The organism is Streptomyces sp. AK08-02 (assembly GCF_033795085.1).
In the GTDB taxonomy this organism is placed as follows: domain Bacteria; phylum Actinomycetota; class Actinomycetes; order Streptomycetales; family Streptomycetaceae; genus Streptomyces; species Streptomyces echiniscabiei.
Genome location: NZ_JARAZV010000007.1, coordinates 126,082 through 142,404, shown reverse-complemented (window position 1 = coordinate 142,404; position 16,323 = coordinate 126,082). Strand labels below are relative to the sequence as shown.

General features: G+C 71.2%; 14 protein-coding genes. 6 read left to right on the top strand and 8 right to left on the bottom strand.

What is annotated here, in order from left to right; all coding sequences use genetic code 11:
- Positions 1-15 precede the first annotated feature (15 nt).
- From PV734_RS16210 to PV734_RS16185, 6 genes are all read left to right on the top strand, one after another.
- Entirely contained in the window at positions 16-393 is a 378-nt protein-coding gene (locus PV734_RS16210; protein WP_319290006.1) for a nuclear transport factor 2 family protein, read from the top strand.
- 2 nt (positions 394-395) lie between these two features.
- Entirely contained in the window at positions 396-1,559 is a 1,164-nt protein-coding gene (locus tag PV734_RS16205) for a CoA transferase (protein ID WP_319290004.1), read from the top strand.
- Positions 1,556-2,746, top strand: a complete 1,191-nt coding sequence (locus PV734_RS16200; RefSeq protein ID WP_415924217.1) for an acyl-CoA dehydrogenase family protein — start codon at positions 1,556-1,558, stop codon at positions 2,744-2,746. Before PV734_RS16205 ends, PV734_RS16200 begins: the two co-directional genes overlap by 4 nt.
- A gap of 63 nt (positions 2,747-2,809) precedes the next feature.
- Positions 2,810-3,925 (top strand): alcohol dehydrogenase catalytic domain-containing protein, encoded by a 1,116-nt coding sequence (locus PV734_RS16195; protein WP_319097611.1) that lies wholly within the window; start codon positions 2,810-2,812, stop codon positions 3,923-3,925.
- Positions 3,926-3,946: 21 nt separating this feature from the next.
- Positions 3,947-4,270, top strand: a complete 324-nt coding sequence (locus PV734_RS16190) for a 2Fe-2S iron-sulfur cluster-binding protein (protein WP_319097610.1) — start codon at positions 3,947-3,949, stop codon at positions 4,268-4,270.
- A complete protein-coding gene (locus tag PV734_RS16185; protein WP_319290002.1) occupies positions 4,267-5,502 on the top strand; it encodes an NAD(P)/FAD-dependent oxidoreductase in 1,236 nt (411 codons plus the stop codon). The genes PV734_RS16190 and PV734_RS16185 overlap by 4 nt, the downstream gene beginning before the upstream one ends.
- Positions 5,503-6,082: 580 nt before the next feature.
- Here PV734_RS16185 and PV734_RS16180 read toward each other — a convergent pair.
- From PV734_RS16180 to PV734_RS16145, 8 genes are all read right to left on the bottom strand, one after another.
- Entirely contained in the window at positions 6,083-6,607 is a 525-nt protein-coding gene (locus PV734_RS16180; RefSeq protein WP_319290000.1) for a hypothetical protein, read from the bottom strand.
- A gap of 138 nt (positions 6,608-6,745) precedes the next feature.
- Entirely contained in the window at positions 6,746-7,951 is a 1,206-nt protein-coding gene (locus PV734_RS16175; RefSeq protein WP_319289998.1) for an NAD(P)/FAD-dependent oxidoreductase, read from the bottom strand.
- Positions 7,948-9,969: a LodA/GoxA family CTQ-dependent oxidase gene (locus PV734_RS16170; protein WP_319289996.1), complete on the bottom strand. Its 2,022-nt coding sequence runs from the start codon at positions 9,967-9,969 to the stop codon at positions 7,948-7,950. The genes PV734_RS16175 and PV734_RS16170 overlap by 4 nt, the downstream gene beginning before the upstream one ends.
- 497 nt (positions 9,970-10,466) lie before the next feature.
- Positions 10,467-11,306, bottom strand: a complete 840-nt coding sequence (locus tag PV734_RS16165) for an SGNH/GDSL hydrolase family protein (RefSeq protein ID WP_319097605.1) — start codon at positions 11,304-11,306, stop codon at positions 10,467-10,469.
- 73 nt (positions 11,307-11,379) lie between these two features.
- Positions 11,380-12,426 carry a hemolysin family protein gene (locus tag PV734_RS16160; RefSeq protein WP_319097604.1) on the bottom strand — a complete coding sequence of 349 codons (1,047 nt, stop codon included), beginning with the start codon at positions 12,424-12,426 and terminating at the stop codon, positions 11,380-11,382.
- The gene (locus PV734_RS16155; protein ID WP_319097603.1) at positions 12,423-13,760 is read right to left on the bottom strand and encodes a hemolysin family protein; all 1,338 of its coding nucleotides are present in this window, start codon (positions 13,758-13,760) and stop codon (positions 12,423-12,425) included. Before PV734_RS16155 ends, PV734_RS16160 begins: the two co-directional genes overlap by 4 nt.
- A 155-nt stretch (positions 13,761-13,915) precedes the next feature.
- Positions 13,916-14,341, bottom strand: coding sequence for a GNAT family N-acetyltransferase (locus PV734_RS16150; RefSeq protein ID WP_319097602.1), 426 nt, complete (start codon positions 14,339-14,341; stop codon positions 13,916-13,918).
- A gap of 90 nt (positions 14,342-14,431) precedes the next feature.
- Entirely contained in the window at positions 14,432-16,093 is a 1,662-nt protein-coding gene (locus PV734_RS16145) for an FAD-dependent monooxygenase (protein WP_319097601.1), read from the bottom strand.
- Positions 16,094-16,323: the final 230 nt, after the last annotated feature.

Genomic DNA, 16,323 nt, shown 5'->3' with positions numbered 1-16,323 from the left:
GAGAGGACCAGACCCATGTCCGACGCCACCACCATCCTCCAGCTGGACCAGGAACGCCGCGAGGCGATGATCCGTGCCGATGTGGACGCCCTCGCGCAACTCCTCGCGGACGACGTGATGTGGATCCACGCCACCGCCCGGATCGACACCAAGGAGGGCCTGCTCGGCTCCATCGCCTCGGGGAAGACCAAGTACCTCGCCATCGAGTCCTCGGACGAGATCCTCCGTTTCCACGGCGGGATCGCCTTCCTCAGCGCCGTGGCGGACATGAAGTGCGAGATCGCGGGCGAGATCCGGGACATCCAGAACCGGTACACGATCGTCTACGCTCCGGCCGGAGACGGCTGGAAGGTCGTCAACTGGCAGTCCACCTCCGTGCGCAAGTCCGCCTGACGATGCCCACCGACCACGCCATCCCGCCGGCCGGCTCCCTCGACGGGATTCGGATCGCGGACTTCTCCCGTGTCCTCGCAGGACCGTACGCGACGATGCTGCTCGCCGACCTCGGCGCCGAAGTCGTCAAGGTGGAGCGGCCAGGCACCGGCGACGAGACCCGCAGCTGGCGGCCACCTGTCGACGCCGCGGGCACCTCGACGTACTTCCTCGCCGCCAACCGCAACAAGCGGTCCGTGGCCCTCGACCTCGCCACCGACGAGGGACGGGCCCGGGCCCGCACACTGATCGCCGGCTCCGACGTGGTGGTGGAGAACTTCCGCCCCGAGACCATGCGCAAGCTGGGCCTCGGGGCGGAGGACCTGCTCGCCGAGCACCCGCGGCTGGTCTACTGCGCCATCACCGGGTTCGGTCCGGACGCGGGGGCAGGCCTGCCCGGCTACGACCTGCTGGTCCAGGCCGTGGGCGGACTGATGAGCGTCACCGGAGAACCCGGCGGGGAGCCCGTGAAGGCGGGCGTGGCCCTCGTCGACGTCATCACCGGACTGCACGCCTCGCTCGGTATCCTGGCCGCCCTCAGGCACCGGGACCGTACCGGCTTGGGCCAGCTCGTCGAGGTCAGCCTGCTCGGCTCGCTGCTGTCCGCGCTGGTCAACCAGGCCTCGGGCTATCTGGCCGGCGGGGTGGTGCCGGGGCGGCTGGGCAACGCCCACCCGAGCATCGCCCCGTACGAGACCTTCACCACCGCCGACCGGCCGCTCGCCCTCGCCGTCGGCAACGACCGCCAGTTCGCCGCCCTGGCCGCACTCCTCGGACGCCCCGAACTCGCCGCCGACGAGCGCTTCCGCACCAATCCCGACCGCGTCGCCCACCGCGCCGAACTGCGCGCCGCCCTGGAGAAGGAGCTGTGCGCCGAGAGCGCGGACCACTGGGCGGCCGTGCTGCCGGCCGCGGGGGTGCCGGCCGGACCGGTCAACGGAATCGACGAAGCCTTCGCCTGCGCCCGGCGGCTGGGCCTGCCGGCCGTGGTCGACGTGGCCGGCGTTCCCCAGGTGGCCAACCCGGTCCACCTCACGGCGACCCCCGCCACCTACCGACGATCGCCGCCCGAACTGGGCGCGCACACCGACGAGTTCTTCCACTCCGGCAAAGGGGACGGCACGTGAGCACCACCTCCGCCGCGGAACTCCGCACCGGGGCACCGGCCCTGGACCTGGACTGCGAGCACCTGTTCACCGGCGAGGAGATCGCCTGGCGCGACAAGGTCCGCGCCTTCGCGCGCGAGCGCATCGTGCCGGTCGTCGACGCGGATTTCGAGGACCGGTACTTCCGCCACGAACTGGTCGAGGAACTCGGCCGGTTGGGTGTTCTCGGTATGCATCTGGAGGGATACGGCTGCGCGGGCGCCGGCGCGGTGTCGTACGGGCTCGCCTGTCTCGAACTGGAGGCGGCGGACAGCGCCTGGCGCACCTTCGTCTCCGTGCAGGGCTCACTGGCCATGTCCGCGATCTCCATGTGGGGATCGGAGGAACAGAAGCAGCGCTGGCTGCCCGGCCTGGCCGCCGGCCGGGCCGTCGGCTGCTTCGCACTCACCGAACCGGGCGGTGGCAGCGACCCGAAGTCGATGCGGACCGTCGCCCGGCGCGCCGGCGGCGACTGGGTGCTCGACGGCGCCAAGCGCTGGATCGGGCTGGGCAGCGTCGCCGACGTCGCCGTGGTCTGGGCGGCCACCGCCGAGGGCGTACGCGGCTTCCTGGTGTCCACGGACACGCCCGGCTTCACCGCCACCGACATCACCAACAAGCTCTCCCTGCGGGCCTCCGTCCAGTGCGACGTGCTCCTCGACGGCTGCCGGCTGCCCCGCGATGCGGTCCTGCCCGGGGCGACCGGCATGCGCGGCCCGTTCAGCTGCCTCAACGAGGCCCGCTACGGCGTCGTCTGGGGTGTGCTGGGCGCTGCCCGCGCATGCCTGCGGGCAGCGGTCGACCGCTCCCGGGAGCGCCGGATGTTCGGCAAGGCCCTCGCCGAACTCCAGCTCACCCAGGGCAAGGTGGCCGACATGGCGGTCGAGTACCAGAAGGGCCTGCTGCTCGCCGCACACATCGGTCGCCTCAAGGAGGCGGGCACACTCGCACCCGCGCAGATCAGTGTCGGCAAGCTGAACAACGTGCGCGAGGCCCTGTCGATCGCCCGGACGGCCCGCACGATCCTCGGCGCCGACGGCGTGACCAGCGACTTTCCGGTCATGCGACACATGGCCAACCTGGAGTCGGTGCGTACATACGAGGGGACGGACGAGATCCACGCCCTCGTGATCGGCCAGGCGGTGACCGGATCCCGGGCCTTCGCCTGACACAACAGCACTCCTCGACCAACTCACTTCCCTGAACAACCCGCTCCCCGAACGGAGACGACAATGACGTCGACAACAATGCGCGCCGCCCGGATGCACGCCGTGGGACAGCCCCTGAGCATCGACGAGGTCGAACGGCCCCTGCCGCGCCCCACGGACGTGCTCGTGGAAGTGCGTGCCTGCGGGATCGTGCCCAATCTCGGCAACGTCCTCCACCACCTCCAGGAGTGGTTCCCGCACCTGTACCTGCCGAAGCTGCCGGCGATCTTCGGGCTCGACGCGACCGGCGTGGTCGTGGAGAAGGGCGAGCAGGTCCACGGCATCGGGATCGGCGACCGGGTGTACATCAACCCGGCCCGCTACTGCGGGGGTTGCCGCAGATGCAGACTGGGCGAGACCACCGCGTGCCGCGCCTACGCCTTCAACGGCTACTTCGGATTCAGCCCCTACTCCCAGCAGCTCTTCGAGGACTACCCGTACGGCGGCCTCGCGGAGTACATGACCGCCCCGCAGTACAGCCTGGTGGTCCTCCCCGACAACGTCTCCCACGAGACCGCCGCCCGCTGGGGCTACCTCGGCACGGGCTACCGCGCACTGCGACGCGGCGGTGTGAATCCGAGCAGCACCGTGCTGATCAACGGCATCAGCGGCACCCTCGGCCTCGGCGTCGCCCTGTTCGCCCTCGCCCTCGGCGCGCGCAAGGTGCTGGGGACGGCACGTGACCGCGAACTGCTGGCCAGGGTGAAGGCGATCGCCCCGGAGCGCATCGAGGTGCACAGCCTCGACGACGAGCAGCCGGTGGGGGAGTGGGCCAGGTCCCTGACGGACGGCGCGGGCGTGGACGTCGCGATCGACGCGCTCGGCCCCGGAGCACCGCACTCCAGCTTCCTGGCGGGCGTCGAGGCGCTCGGGCGTGGCGGCCACCACGTGAACATCGGTGCCGTCGCCGGAGACGTGCCCACACACCTCCACAAGATCATGGACATGGACTGCCGGCTCAGCGGCTCCGCGTGGTTCAACACCGCCGAGGGCCAGGAGATGGCGGACCTGGCGGAGAGCGGCACCGTCGACCTGTCGGTGTTCGAACACGAGGTGTTCAAGCTGAGCGACGTCAACACGGCCCTCGCGGTGCTGAAGAACCGCAACGGCGGTTTCAGCAACTACGTCATCTGCCCCTGAAGCCACAGGAGGAGCAAGTACATGCCCAAGGTGACCTTCGTCCAGCCCGACGGCGCCGAGACCGTGCTCGACCTGCCGGCCGGCACCACCGTCATGCGGGGTGCCGTCGCGGCCGGAGTGCCCGGCATCGTCGCCGAGTGCGGCGGAAACCTGATGTGCGCCACCTGCCATGTGTACACGGCGGACGTCGACGCGAGCGTCTTCGACGCCGTGACCGACGAGGAGGACGAACTCCTCGACTGCACGGCGGAGCCCCGACGTGACACCAGCCGCCTCAGCTGCCAACTCGGCCTCACCGATGGGCTGGACAAGCTGGTCGTGCACGTTCCCGGAGCGCAGACATGAGCCCCGGACCGGGCGTCGTGGTGGTGGGCGCCGGCCAGGCCGCCGTACAGCTGGCGGAGTCCCTGCGCGACGCCGGTTTCGACGGCCCGGTCACCCTGGTCGGAGACGAGCCGCAACTTCCCTACCAGCGCCCTCCGTTGTCGAAGGAGTACCTCGCCGGAAAGCTGTCGTCGGCCGAACTCGCCCTGCGCGGCGAGCGGTTCTACGTGGACCGGGACATCGAACTGCTCGCCGGCCGTCGTGCCGTACACCTTGACCGTGGCCGGCGGCGGTTGAACCTGGACGACGGCACCGAGCTGTCGTACGGCCATCTGGTGCTGGCCACCGGAGCCCGTCCCCGCCCGCTGCCGATACCGGGCGGGAGACTCGACGGAGTCGTCAACCTCCGCACCCTCGCCGACGCCCAGGAACTGCGGCAGCGCCTGGCAGCCGCCCGGGACGTGGTGGTGATCGGGGCCGGGTTCATCGGTCTGGAGTTCGCCGCTGCGTGCCGGGCCGCCGGACCGACCCCGGTGGTCGTCGACATCGCCGGACAGGTGATGGGGCGGGCCGTCTCCGCGCCCACCGCCGCCCACTTCGCCGAGCGGCACCAACAACTCGACACGCGGCTGCTGTTGGGCCGTGCCCCGGCCGAACTCGTGGGCAGGCAGGGCCGGGTGACCGGCGTACGCCTGGCGGACGGCGAGACCCTCCCGGCCGACACCGTCGCCGTCGGCATCGGGGTGCTCCCCAACGTCGAACTGGCGGAGGCGGCCGGGTTGCGGACAGCGGGCGGCATCGTGGTGGACGACTACCTCGTCACCTCGGACCCGGCGGTCTCGGCCATCGGTGACTGCGCGGCGTTCCCGGACCCGCGTGGCGCCGGACGGATCCGGTTGGAGTCCGTGCAGAACGCCGCCGACCAGGCCCGCTGCCTGGCCGCCGCGCTCACCGGCACGCCTCGTCCCTACACCGCGCTGCCCTGGTTCTGGAGTTACCAGGGCGCCCTCAGGCTCCAGATCGCCGGCCTGTCCACCGGACACGACCGCACCGTCGTTCGGGGAGAGCCGGGCAAGGGCTTCTCGGTGTTCTGCTTCCGCGACGGGTTTCTGACCGCGGTGGAGTCCGTCAACCGGGCCCCGGACCACATGGCTGCCCGACGGCTCCTCGCGGCGGGGGCCCGGGTCACTTTCGAGGACGTCACCGATCCCGGCTTCAACCTGCGAGCCCATCTACGAGGGGCACGCGCGTGAGCGCCGCTTCTCTGGGGGCGCCGGACCCGCGTATCAGCGGATGCGGCGGCGCTCGCCTCATATGAAGCTCGTCATCTTTTTGGATTACGATCTATTCCTGACTGTGCAGCGGAAAAGCCGCAATGCGGCAGGGGAACGTCCAGACACGGCCGGGAAGCATCCGTAGCGCCCTGCGGCACCAGAGGGCGACCGGGTGCGGCGGATGTCCGGTGAATGCCCGAGACGGCGGAAGACAAGAACGTGAGCACTGGTACAGAGCGGATGGGAAACCTGCCCGTGGCGTTCACCGGTTTCGTGGGACGTCGAGCATCTGGTCGAGGCCTGTGCGGAGCTGGTGATGACGCTGCTGTCAGCCGCTCCGGAGCTGCGGATCCTGGCGACGAGCCGCCAGACCCTGGACCTGACGGGCGTACGGGTCTTCACTGTGCCGCCCCTCGGGCCGGACGACGCGGTCGAACTGCTGCGGGACCGCACGGCCGCCGTCGACGCGGCCTTCCGGATCAGTGGGGCGAACCAGGCCCAGGTCTCCCGGCTCTGCACGGATCTGGACGGGTTGCCGCTGGTGATCGAGTTGGCTGCCTCACGGCTGCGGACACTCGGTGTGGGGCAGGTGGCGGACCGGCTGGAGGACCGGTTCGCGCTGCTTTCGGGTGGCAGCCGGGCCGCGCTTCCGCGGCAGCGCACTCTGCGCGCGGCGATCGACTGGAGCTACGAACTGTGCGCGCCGGCCGAGCGGCTGCTGTGGAACCGGTTGTCGGTCTTCGACGGCGACTTCGCCCTGGACGCGGCCGAAGGGGTCTGCGCGGGCGACGGCCTCTCCCGCCACGAGGTGTTGGATCTTCTTGAGCGGCTGGTGGCACAGTCCATCGTCCTGACCGTCGAACGGGAGGGGTTGCCGCGTTGCCGGCTGCTGGAGACGATCCGCCACTACGGGCGCGAGCGCCTCGCCGAACTCGGCGAGGAGGACCGACTCGTCCGGCGGCATCGCGACTTCTTCCTCGCCCTGGCCGAAGCCACCGCCTCCGACTGGTTCGGCCCCGGCCAGGAACAGGCGCTGACCCGGCTGCGCGCCGAGCACGACAGTCTGCTCGCCGCCCTGGACCACGCGTGGCGAGCACAGGCAACCGCTCCCCCGCCAGGTACGGCAGGGGCCGAAAAAATATCGCAGCCGGGCCAGGCACGCCTGGAAGACGCGGAGCGCGGCGATGGGCAGGCGTGGCTCGCGCTGGCCGCGGCGCGGCTGTCACCCACCGGAACGGTGATGATCCCCCCAGGACGAGTCGGGGAGGTCGGCCAGGCGCCGCGCCCAGAAGGAGCGGTCGGTCCAGCGGGCCTCCTGGGCGTGGATGACACGGTGGCCGCGCAGATACGCGCTCCGTGCGGCCTCGACCTGGTCCGCGTAGGCGGCGAGGGCCGAATCCGTGCCGTAGGGAAGGTGACTCAGACGGGCGTCGACGGCCAGGCCCGCGCTCAGCCCGGTGTAGAGGGCGGTCAGCACTCCTTGGGAGGAGAGCGGGTCGAAGGCGACCGCCGCGTCCCCGGCGGCGGTCCAGCCGTCTCCGTACACCCGGTCCAGGTGCGCTGTGTGCGCGGCGGCCCGGCGGGGTGCCGCGGGTGACGTCGGCGGGGGCCCGTCGCGGTGAACCCATCGGGACACGTGGCGGGTGGCCGACATCCGGCGGCGGAAGTGGCGTGCGGTGTGGGTGGCCGCGGGCAGGTCGGTGTCGGTGAAGTAGGCGACCAGGCGCCCGCCGGAGGGCTGCGGGGCGGTGTACCACCAGCCGTCCTCGTCGGACTCGACGAGTGAACGGCGGTCGGTGTCCAGCGGGTCCGCCTCAAGGGGCACGTACAGGGCTGTGAGCCGGTCCCGGACCCGCCGCCGGGCCCCGTGCCGGACCGCGATCGCGGCGGCACGGCCGGTGGCGTCGATCACCCAGCGGCAGCGCACCCTGCGCTCGCCACCGGACCCGGACCCCGACCCGGTGTCGGCAGGGCCCGTGCCGCCGCGCAGGACCAGAGTCCAGCCGCCGTCCGGCGCCCGCGCCGTTTCGCGTACGGCCGAGCCCTCGGCGACCTCGGCCCCCGCCGCGCGGGAGGCGTCGCGCAGCCGCCGGTCGAACAACCGCCGGTCGAGGTGCCAGCCATGGCCGTGCGGGTCGTTGATGAAGTCCACGGCGTGCAGGTCGGCCGAACCCCACGCCGAGAGGCTGCCGTAGCAGGGCAGATGCCCGGAGTCGAGAACGCGGTCGGCGACACCGAGGTCACCGAGCAGGAGCCGCCCGGCGGGCACGAGCGTCTCGCCGACCTTGGGAGGCCCGGTGCCGGCGTCCGCCAGCAGAATCGTACGGCCGGCCCGGGCGAGCGTGAGCGCGGCGGCGCAGCCGGCCGGGCCGCCGCCCGCCACCACGACGTCGTAGGTGTCCGCGCCGGGAGCGAGTGCGGCGCTCACCGCGCGTCGCGGAAGGGATCGAGCTTTTCGAGGTATCCGGCGGTGATCTCCTCCTCGCGGTAGCCGGTCGCCCTGGCGACCTCGCCGACCGCCCGTGCCGCGGACTCGGCCTCGACGGTTTCGGCGGCGAGCCTTCTCTCGGGCGAGAGACCCGCCACCGCGGACAACACATGCGGGCCCGCCTCCGGCACCTGCACGTTGACGAGGTTCGCCGTGTCCGGGGCCTGATCGAGCGGTTGTCCCGGGCGCGACTCCACCAGGATCCGTTCGGGGAACTTTCCGTCGCCCACGGTGTAGTCGCGCACCTCGACGACGCCGAGCTTGGACCAGTCCCTGATCATCTGTGTGCGCTGCTGGTTCATGGTGCCGCTGAGTCCGCGCAGCCAGGTCGCCCGTCGCTCGAACGCCTCCTCCCGGGAGCTGTCGTCGCTCCCGGCCGACGGGGTGTTGACCTTCCCGAAGTCCTCCAGCTTGAGCACATGGTTGGGTACCTGGGCAGGCCAGAAGGTCGGCAGGTACGGGCTGTACCGGGGCCCCAGGTTGGCCAGCACCTCGTAGCCGGAGCGGCAGCTCGCGGTGTCCGCCTGCCAGGGGGCCGCCATCCAGCGGGTGAGGCCTCCGGGCCCCTGCGCCTGCAGGGGGCCAGTGGCGGCGACCGCCTCCTCCGGAGTGAGGGTGGGCCCGAAGTCGGGTTCAGCGGCGGAGGGGGCGCGGTGCCGGATGCGGAAGGGTGCGCTGAACATGCTCGCGTGCCTGATCGGCCAGGTGACCTCGATCCCCGGGTGGAACGCGTCGGCGGCGCAGCCCTCCAGGGCCGCCCGGTCCAGCAGCCCCGGCTGCTCGGCGACCGGGGCGGCGTCGACCGTGGGGCGTGGCTGGCGCAGGGGTCCGGCCACGAACGCCCCGTCCGCCCAACGCTGCAGCATCCAGTCCTGGGTCGGCGACAGCGCCAGGTGCTGAAGCACGGACTTGGGCTTGCTGGCCATGGCGTCGCCGTACAGCCACGGCCACGGCAGTGGGGACTTCCCGTCGCGGTTGTAGTCGCGCAAGGAGTCGTACGTCTGGCGGCGCAGTTCCCGGCTCCGGTTGGAAGGATCGGCGAGCCTCTTGCGCATCGCCGGCGAGAGGAAGAAGTTGGGGCCGTTCCAGCCGAACTGGGTCGCGAAACCGTGGTTGACCCACTGCAGATCGCAGAACCTGCGGAATATCGGCTCGATGTGATCGGCGAACGAGATCTGCTGCGGGCGGGTCAGCGAACCGGCCTGGACGAAGACGTCGAAGAGCAGGTCGTAGAGGGTACGGACGGACTTCACGCCGGGGGCGTAGTGCGGAGGTCCCACCACGACCCAGGCCGGAACGGCGGTCAGGTCCCGGCCGTCGATACTGACCTTCGCCGTCACCGGGCCGTCGGACACGTCGTCGTACCATGTGTTGTTGTTGGTGACCCCGGTGATCGGCTGGTTCGTGTAGGAGGCGGAGTCTCCCCGGCCACCGAGCACCACCAGGCGGCCGTCGGAACGGGTGGAGACCTCGCCGAGGTACACCGCCTTGCCCATGATCTTGCCGGTGTCGAACTTCTGAGTCTCGGTCTTCGAGCCGCGAACAGTGCGGCTTCCGGGATCGTTGACCAGCTTCGTCCTCGCGGCGCCCACCACGTCGGCGTTGCGCCGAGCGTATTGCTCCGCCGTGAGCGTCTTGCCCTCGGGGATGTCCAGCGCCAGATGGAACTGGTACCAGGCTGCCTTCTTGTTGGCCAGATGCACCGTCCACTGGATCTCGGAGACACCCTCGGCGCCCGGCTTCAGCTCCCGTACGACCTCTCCCGCGGCGTTGTAGCCGTAGACACGGAATCGTGCGGCCTGCCTCCGGAGCGCCCCGGAACCGTCCTTGTAGGAGCCGGGGTCCGCCGGTTTCTGGTCCGGTGATTCCGGGCCGATGAAGGGCGCTTCGGCACTGTTGCCGACCCGGGCGACACCGATGGCGGGGTGGATCTTCACCTGCACGATGCGACTGTCCATCAAGAGCCTTCCGTCGTGGGGGCCGCTGGGAGGCGGTCTCCAACGTGAAACCTGCGATTCAGGCCGGGGAGCCGCGCTGCGCGGGAGCTGATCGACGCGCGTTTGTGGCTGACCGTCTGGCCGTCTGACCAACTGCCGTCCTGCGCTCCGGAGTTCAACCCGGCCGAAGACGTGTGGTCGACTCTGAAGAGGCTGTTGGCCAGGTTCGCGTTCCGACCGGGGAGGACATCCCCGAGCGGATGTCCTCCCCGACACGCCACGGCTCGGCCGGGATCCTCGCTCAGAGTGCGCGCATGCGTTCCCCGCCGCCCCTCCACAGGCCCGTCCGGGTGTGGGGGCCGCAGCATCCGGTGCCGAGGCGTTGCCGGTTGCGGGACGGGTGGGACCTCGCACCTACGACAACGGCAGCGGCAGTACCTCGACAACCGCGGGTGATGGCACGGAGGGAGGTGGCGCCCCGCGTTCACCGGTGCGTGGCAGCCGACCGGGACTCCGGGTCAGTGCCCCACCCGTCGCCAGTCCGTCACAGAGCCGGGGTTCGTGTGGTCCGCGGGGGTGACCCAGAAGGCCTTGCCCAGCTCGGCGCTGAAGTGGGCGCCTGTCCGGCCGTCCCCGGACGAGCGTCCCGTCAGCCGGCGCGCTATCCACGGCAGCAGGTACTGCCGGGCGAAGCGGGCGTCCGCGACCCGGCGCGCGCCCCAGGCGAGCGGTGCCGTGGCTGCCATCGGTGTACGCCACTCCGGGTCCTCGGCCTCGTGGCCGAGGGTCTGCCAGACCGCCTCGGCAACCCGCCGGTGGCCCTCGGCTGTGAGGTGCAGCCGGTCCACGTCCCACATTCGGGGGTCGCCGAGCGACGGGGCCCCGTACAGGTCGACCACGAGGGCGCCGTGCCGGGACGCGAGGTCGTCGATGCAGACGAACAGTTCTTCCATACGGGGCCGGAAGCGCTCCATGACCGGGCCCTGGCGACCGGGGCTGCGCATCAGCACCAGCTGCTTGCACGCGGGCGCCAGCCGCTCCACGGACTCTTCCAGGAGTCCCCGTACCCGCCCCATGTCGCACTTGGGGCGGAGCGTGTCGTTGAGCCCGCCCACCAGCGTGATCACATCGGGCTCCATGGCCACGGCCACGGGCACCTGCTCGGTGGCGATCTGCCCGATCAGCTTCCCGCGCACGGCGAGGTTCGCGTACCGGAAACCGGGGGTGCGGGCGGCCATCCGGGCCGCCAGGAGGTCGGCCCAGCCGCGGTAGGTACCGTCCGGCAGCCGGTCCGACATGCCTTCGGTGAAGGAGTCGCCGACCGCGACAAGGCTGGTGTATGAGGTGTTCGTCTGCATGGCGACAGAGATGATAGCCCGTTCACATACCCGGCGGTCGGTCAACCTCTTCGAGGGGGTGGGGACGGCCGGTCTACGCCCGCTGGCCGAACAACTCGCGCAGCACGTCCTCCATCGTCACCATGCCCGCCAGCAGCCCGTCCTCGCCCTGTACCGCCGCCAGGTGCGTACGGCTGCGCCGCATCGCGGTGAGGACGTCGTCCAGGGGGGTGTCCGCTCGTACGCTCGCGATGGTCCGCATGTCCCGCACCTGGAAGGCGAGGTCCCGGGGCGTGGCGTCCAGCGCGTCCTTGACGTGCAGGTAGCCGGCGATCCGGCGCTCGTCGTCCACCACCGGGAAGCGGGAGAAGCCCGACTCGGCCGACAACTGCTCCAGCTCCTCCGGAGTGACGCCCACGCGCGCGTAGACGACGCTTTCGAGCGGGAGCACCACGTCACGCACCGGTCGGCGCCCCAGTTCCAGGGCGTCGTGAAGACGTTCCCGCGCGCGGTCGTCGATGAGCCCGGCCTCGCCGGAGTCCCGGACCAGGCGAGCCAGTTCGGCGTCCGAGAAGGTCGCCGTGACCTCGTCCTTGACCTCGACGCGCAGCAGCTTCAGAAGCGTGTTCGCGAAGGCGTTGATCGTGAAGATCACGGGCTTCAGTGCCCGCGCCAGGGTCACCAGGGGCGGCCCGAGCAGCAGCGCGCTGCGCACCGGCTCCGCGAGCGCGATGTTCTTCGGCACCATCTCGCCGAGCAGCATGTGCAGATACGTGGCGAGGGCGAGGGCGATCACGAAGGACACCGCGTGGCCCGCGCTCTCGGGGACGCCCACCGCGTGGAACACCGGCTCCAGCAGATGCGCGATCGCCGGTTCCGCGACCACACCGAGGATCAGGGTGCACAGCGTGATGCCCAGCTGGGCCGCGGCCATCAGCGCGGACACGTGCTCCAGGCCCCACAGCACGCTCTTCGCCCGCCGGTCGCCGTCGGCGCGGTCTCCGGCGGCGCCTTCCGCCCCTTCTTCCACGTGCTGCTCGATCTGGCTGCGGCGGACGGAGATCAGCGCGAACTCGGCGCCCACGAAGAAGGCGTTGACGACCAGTGTCGCCAGACCGATGAGCAGCTGGATGGTGGTCACTTCGCCTCTCCTCCCTCTTCGTCTTCCCTCACGAGTGGCGCGTGCAGCAGCACGCGCGCGGCCCTGCGGCCCGACGCGTCCACCACGTCCAGGTGCCAGCCGGCGACCTCGACCGTGTCACCGACCTGCGGAATCCGGCCCAGTTCGGTCGCCACGAGGCCCGCGAGTGTTTCGTACGGGCCCTCCGGCAGCCGGAGACCGACGCGGGCGAGCTGGTCGGTGCGGGCCGCGCCGTCCGCGGAGTAGAGGGCGCGGCCCTCGTCGTCCGTGCCGGCCGGGTCGAGATCGGACGTCTCGTGCGGGTCGTGCTCGTCACGTACCTCGCCGACGACCTCCTCGACGATGTCCTCCAGCGTGGCCACGCCCGCCGTGCCGCCGTACTCGTCGATGACGACGGCCATGGTGCGCTTCCCGGAGAGCCGGTCGAGGAGCCGGTCCACGGTCAGCGACTCGGGGACGAGCAGCGGCTCGCGCATCAGCTCGGAGACGGCCACCCGGGTGCGACGCTCCGCCGGCACCGCGAGGCAGTCCTTGATGTGCGCGACACCCACGACCGAGTCGAGGTTGCCGCGATAGACGGGGAACCGGGACAGCCCGGTTGCCCGCGTCGCGTTCGCCACGTCCTCGCAGGTCGCCTGGGCGTCGAGGGCGACGACCTGGACGCGCGGTGTCATCACGTTCTCCGCGGTGAGGTCGGCGAGGTTCAGGGTCCGTACGAACAGTTCCGCGGTGTCGGGCTCCAGGGCGCCCAGCTTGGCGGAGTGTCTGGCCAGTGCCGCCAGTTCCTGGGGTCCGCGCGCGGAGGCCAGCTCCTCGGCGGGCTCGATGCCGAAGAGACGCACCATACGGTTCGCCGTGTTGTTGAGGTGGGTGATGAACGGCCGGAACGCGGCACTGAACAGGCGCTGCGGCGTCGCCACCCGCTTGGCCACGGCCAGCGGTGCGGAGATCGCCCAGTTCTTGGGCACCAGCTCGCCGACGACCATCAGGAAGACGGTCGACAGCGCCGTACCGATCACCAGGGCCAGCGAGGAGGCCGCCGAGGCCGAGACACCGAGCGATTCGAGCGGGCCCGCGATCAGCGCGGCGATCGACGGTTCGGAGAGCATGCCGACCACGAGGTTGGTGACCGTGATGCCGAGCTGCGCGCCGGAGAGCTGGAACGTGAGGTTCCGTACGGCCTTCAGGGCGCCGGCGGCACCCCGCTCGCCGCGCTCCACCGCGCGCTCCAGCTCGCCGCGCTCCACCGTGGTCAGGGAGAACTCCGCCGCGACGAAGGCGCCGCAGGCCAGGGAGAGCAGGATCGCGACCAGGAGGAGAAGCACTTCTGTCATCGGTTCACCTCCGTCCCATGGTCGGGCAGGGCCGGCGGGATCGCTCGACGTCGAGTGGTGCTGTCGCTACTGGGAGGCTCGCCCATGGGCGGACGCTCACACCTTTCCTCGGAGAAGTAATTGGTCCGCCAATAGTAAAGGATGCGCAAAGTGGCTCAGTCGCCGAGCGGCTTCACCCAGCGACGCCACTGCTCCTGGGACCCGTACCCGGCCGCCCGCCACGCATGCTGCCCGCTCTCGTTGCGCTCCAGCACCATGGCGTCCGCGCGCCGCCCGCCCAGTCGTACGAACCGTTCCTCGGCGGCGGCCAGCAGCGCCGAGCCGATGCCCTGCCGGCGCCGCTCCGGATGCACCGCGAGCCGGTAGAGATGGCAGCGCCAGCCGTCGAACCCGGCTATCACCGTGCCCGAGAGAACTCCGTCGCGCTCTGCCAGGAGCAGGGACTCGGGGTCCCGGTCGACGAGTCGGGACACGCCGTCGCGGTCGTCGCTGATGCTGGTTCCCTCGGCGGCCTCGCGCCAGAACCGCAGCACGGAGTCGATGTCCGCGTGGGTGGCGGGGCGGATGCGCAGATCACTCATGGGGTGAGCCAAGCAGAGCGGCGGACACTCTGGCGAACCCGTTTCCGTGCACGGACGCCCAGTCTCCGTGCACGGAAACGGGTCAGGCGCTCAGCGCCGGTCCAACAGCGCCGAGAGGGCCTCCCGCAACACCGCCTCGGGAGCAGCCGACGGCCCCTCCGAGCGCCAGGCGACGAAGCCGTCGGGGCGGACCAGCACCGCTCCGTCCGTGCTGACGCCATGGGCATCCGCCCAGTCCAGGTCGCTCGCGGGTGACAGCTCGGCGTCGGGCCCGCTGCCGATCCGGTACGAGTCGAGCGGCATCGACAGCCGGCGCGCCACCTCCGTCGCCGCGTCGTGCCATCCGCCGGCGCCGCCCGCGGAGCTGAGGAGCACCACGGAGTTCTCGTACAGGTCGAGTGTGGAGATCCGGGTACCGGCACGGTTCAGCCACAGGTGGGGAGCCCTGCTCCCGGGCTCACCGGTCAGCCGTACGCCCTCGGGCACGACCGGAACAGCCGGATCGGCGCCCAGCACAGCGCCCCGCGGATAGCGGTAACCGAGCGCCACATTGAGGATGCCGCCCTTCCTGCCGCCCGGGCCGCCGGCACCGGGAGCGGGGGTGTAACCGGGGTGGCTGTGCTCGACCGAGCGGGCGGAGGCACGGGCGCTCGTCGCCTCCGCGACCGGCCGGCGCTCCAGGTCGTACGACGCCAGCAGCCCGGGACCGGCCCAGCCGCCCAGCACGGCCGCCAGCTTCCAGGCGAGGTTGTGGGCGTCCTGGATACCGGTGTTGGAGCCGAACGCCCCGGTGGGGGACATCTCGTGGGCCGAGTCACCGGCGAGGAACACCCTGCGGTCCGCGTACCGTTCGGCGACTCGCTCGGCCGCGTGCCAAGGGGCCCGTCCGGTGATCTCCACGTCCAGGTCCGGTACGCCGACGGCCCGTCGGATGTGCTCCCGGCACCGCTCGTCGGTGAACTCCTCCAGTGTCTCGCCCTGTTCGGGGTGCCAGGGCGCGTGGAACACCCAGCGCTCCCGGTTGTCGACCGGCAGCAGCGCCCCGTCGGCGTCCGGGCTGGTCAGGTAGCAGACGATGAAGCGCCGGTCGCCGACCACGTCGGCCAGGCCGCGCGAGGTGAAGGTGATGCTCACGTTGTGGAACAGGTCGCCCGGGCCGCTCTGCCCGATGCCGAGCTGCTCGCGGATCGGGCTGCGCGGACCGTCCGCCGCGACGAGATAGTCCGCCCGGATGGTGGTGTGCTCACCCGTGTCGCGGCTCTTGACCTGAGCGGTCACCCCGTCGGGGCCCTGCTCGAACGACATCAGCTCGGTCGAGAACCGCAGATCCCCGCCCAGCGCCCGCGCGCTCTCCAGCAGAACCGGCTCCAGGTCGTTCTGGCTGCACAGGCACCACCCGCTGGGGCTGAACCGGGCGAGCCCGCCGCCGGGGTCGATCTCCTTGAACAGCCACTCGCCGACATCGCCCACCAGACTCGGCGTCTGCAGGATGCCGTGGTTGTCCGCCAGGACCGACGCCGCCTCCTCGATGCGACGCTCCACTCCGGCCACCCGGAACAACTCCATGGTGCGCACGTTGTTCCCGCGCCCCCGTGGATGGATCGAGGTGCCCGAGTGGCGCTCCACGAGCGTGTGGGGCACCCCCAGGCGACCGAGGAACAGGGAGGTGGACAGGCCCACCAGGGATCCGCCGACGATCAGGACGGGGGTGTGGTGGCCGCCATTGCCGTCGGCCTCTTCCGCACGGTTCATCGAATGCCTCCAGTGTCTGCCGGTCGTGGCCGGGACGCGGGTCAGCGAGCAGATGCCCCTGCACAGTGCATCCCCGGGGACGGTTTCGCCCGCCGGAGGCACCCGGATGGCGCACGGTTCACTCGCCCGACCCCGCGGGAGTCGCGCACACGGCGAGTCGCGTCAACGATCGGCTCATGGCGGCCCCGGCAATCGGATCCGGATGTCGCTCCCCGCCTTCCACGACGAAA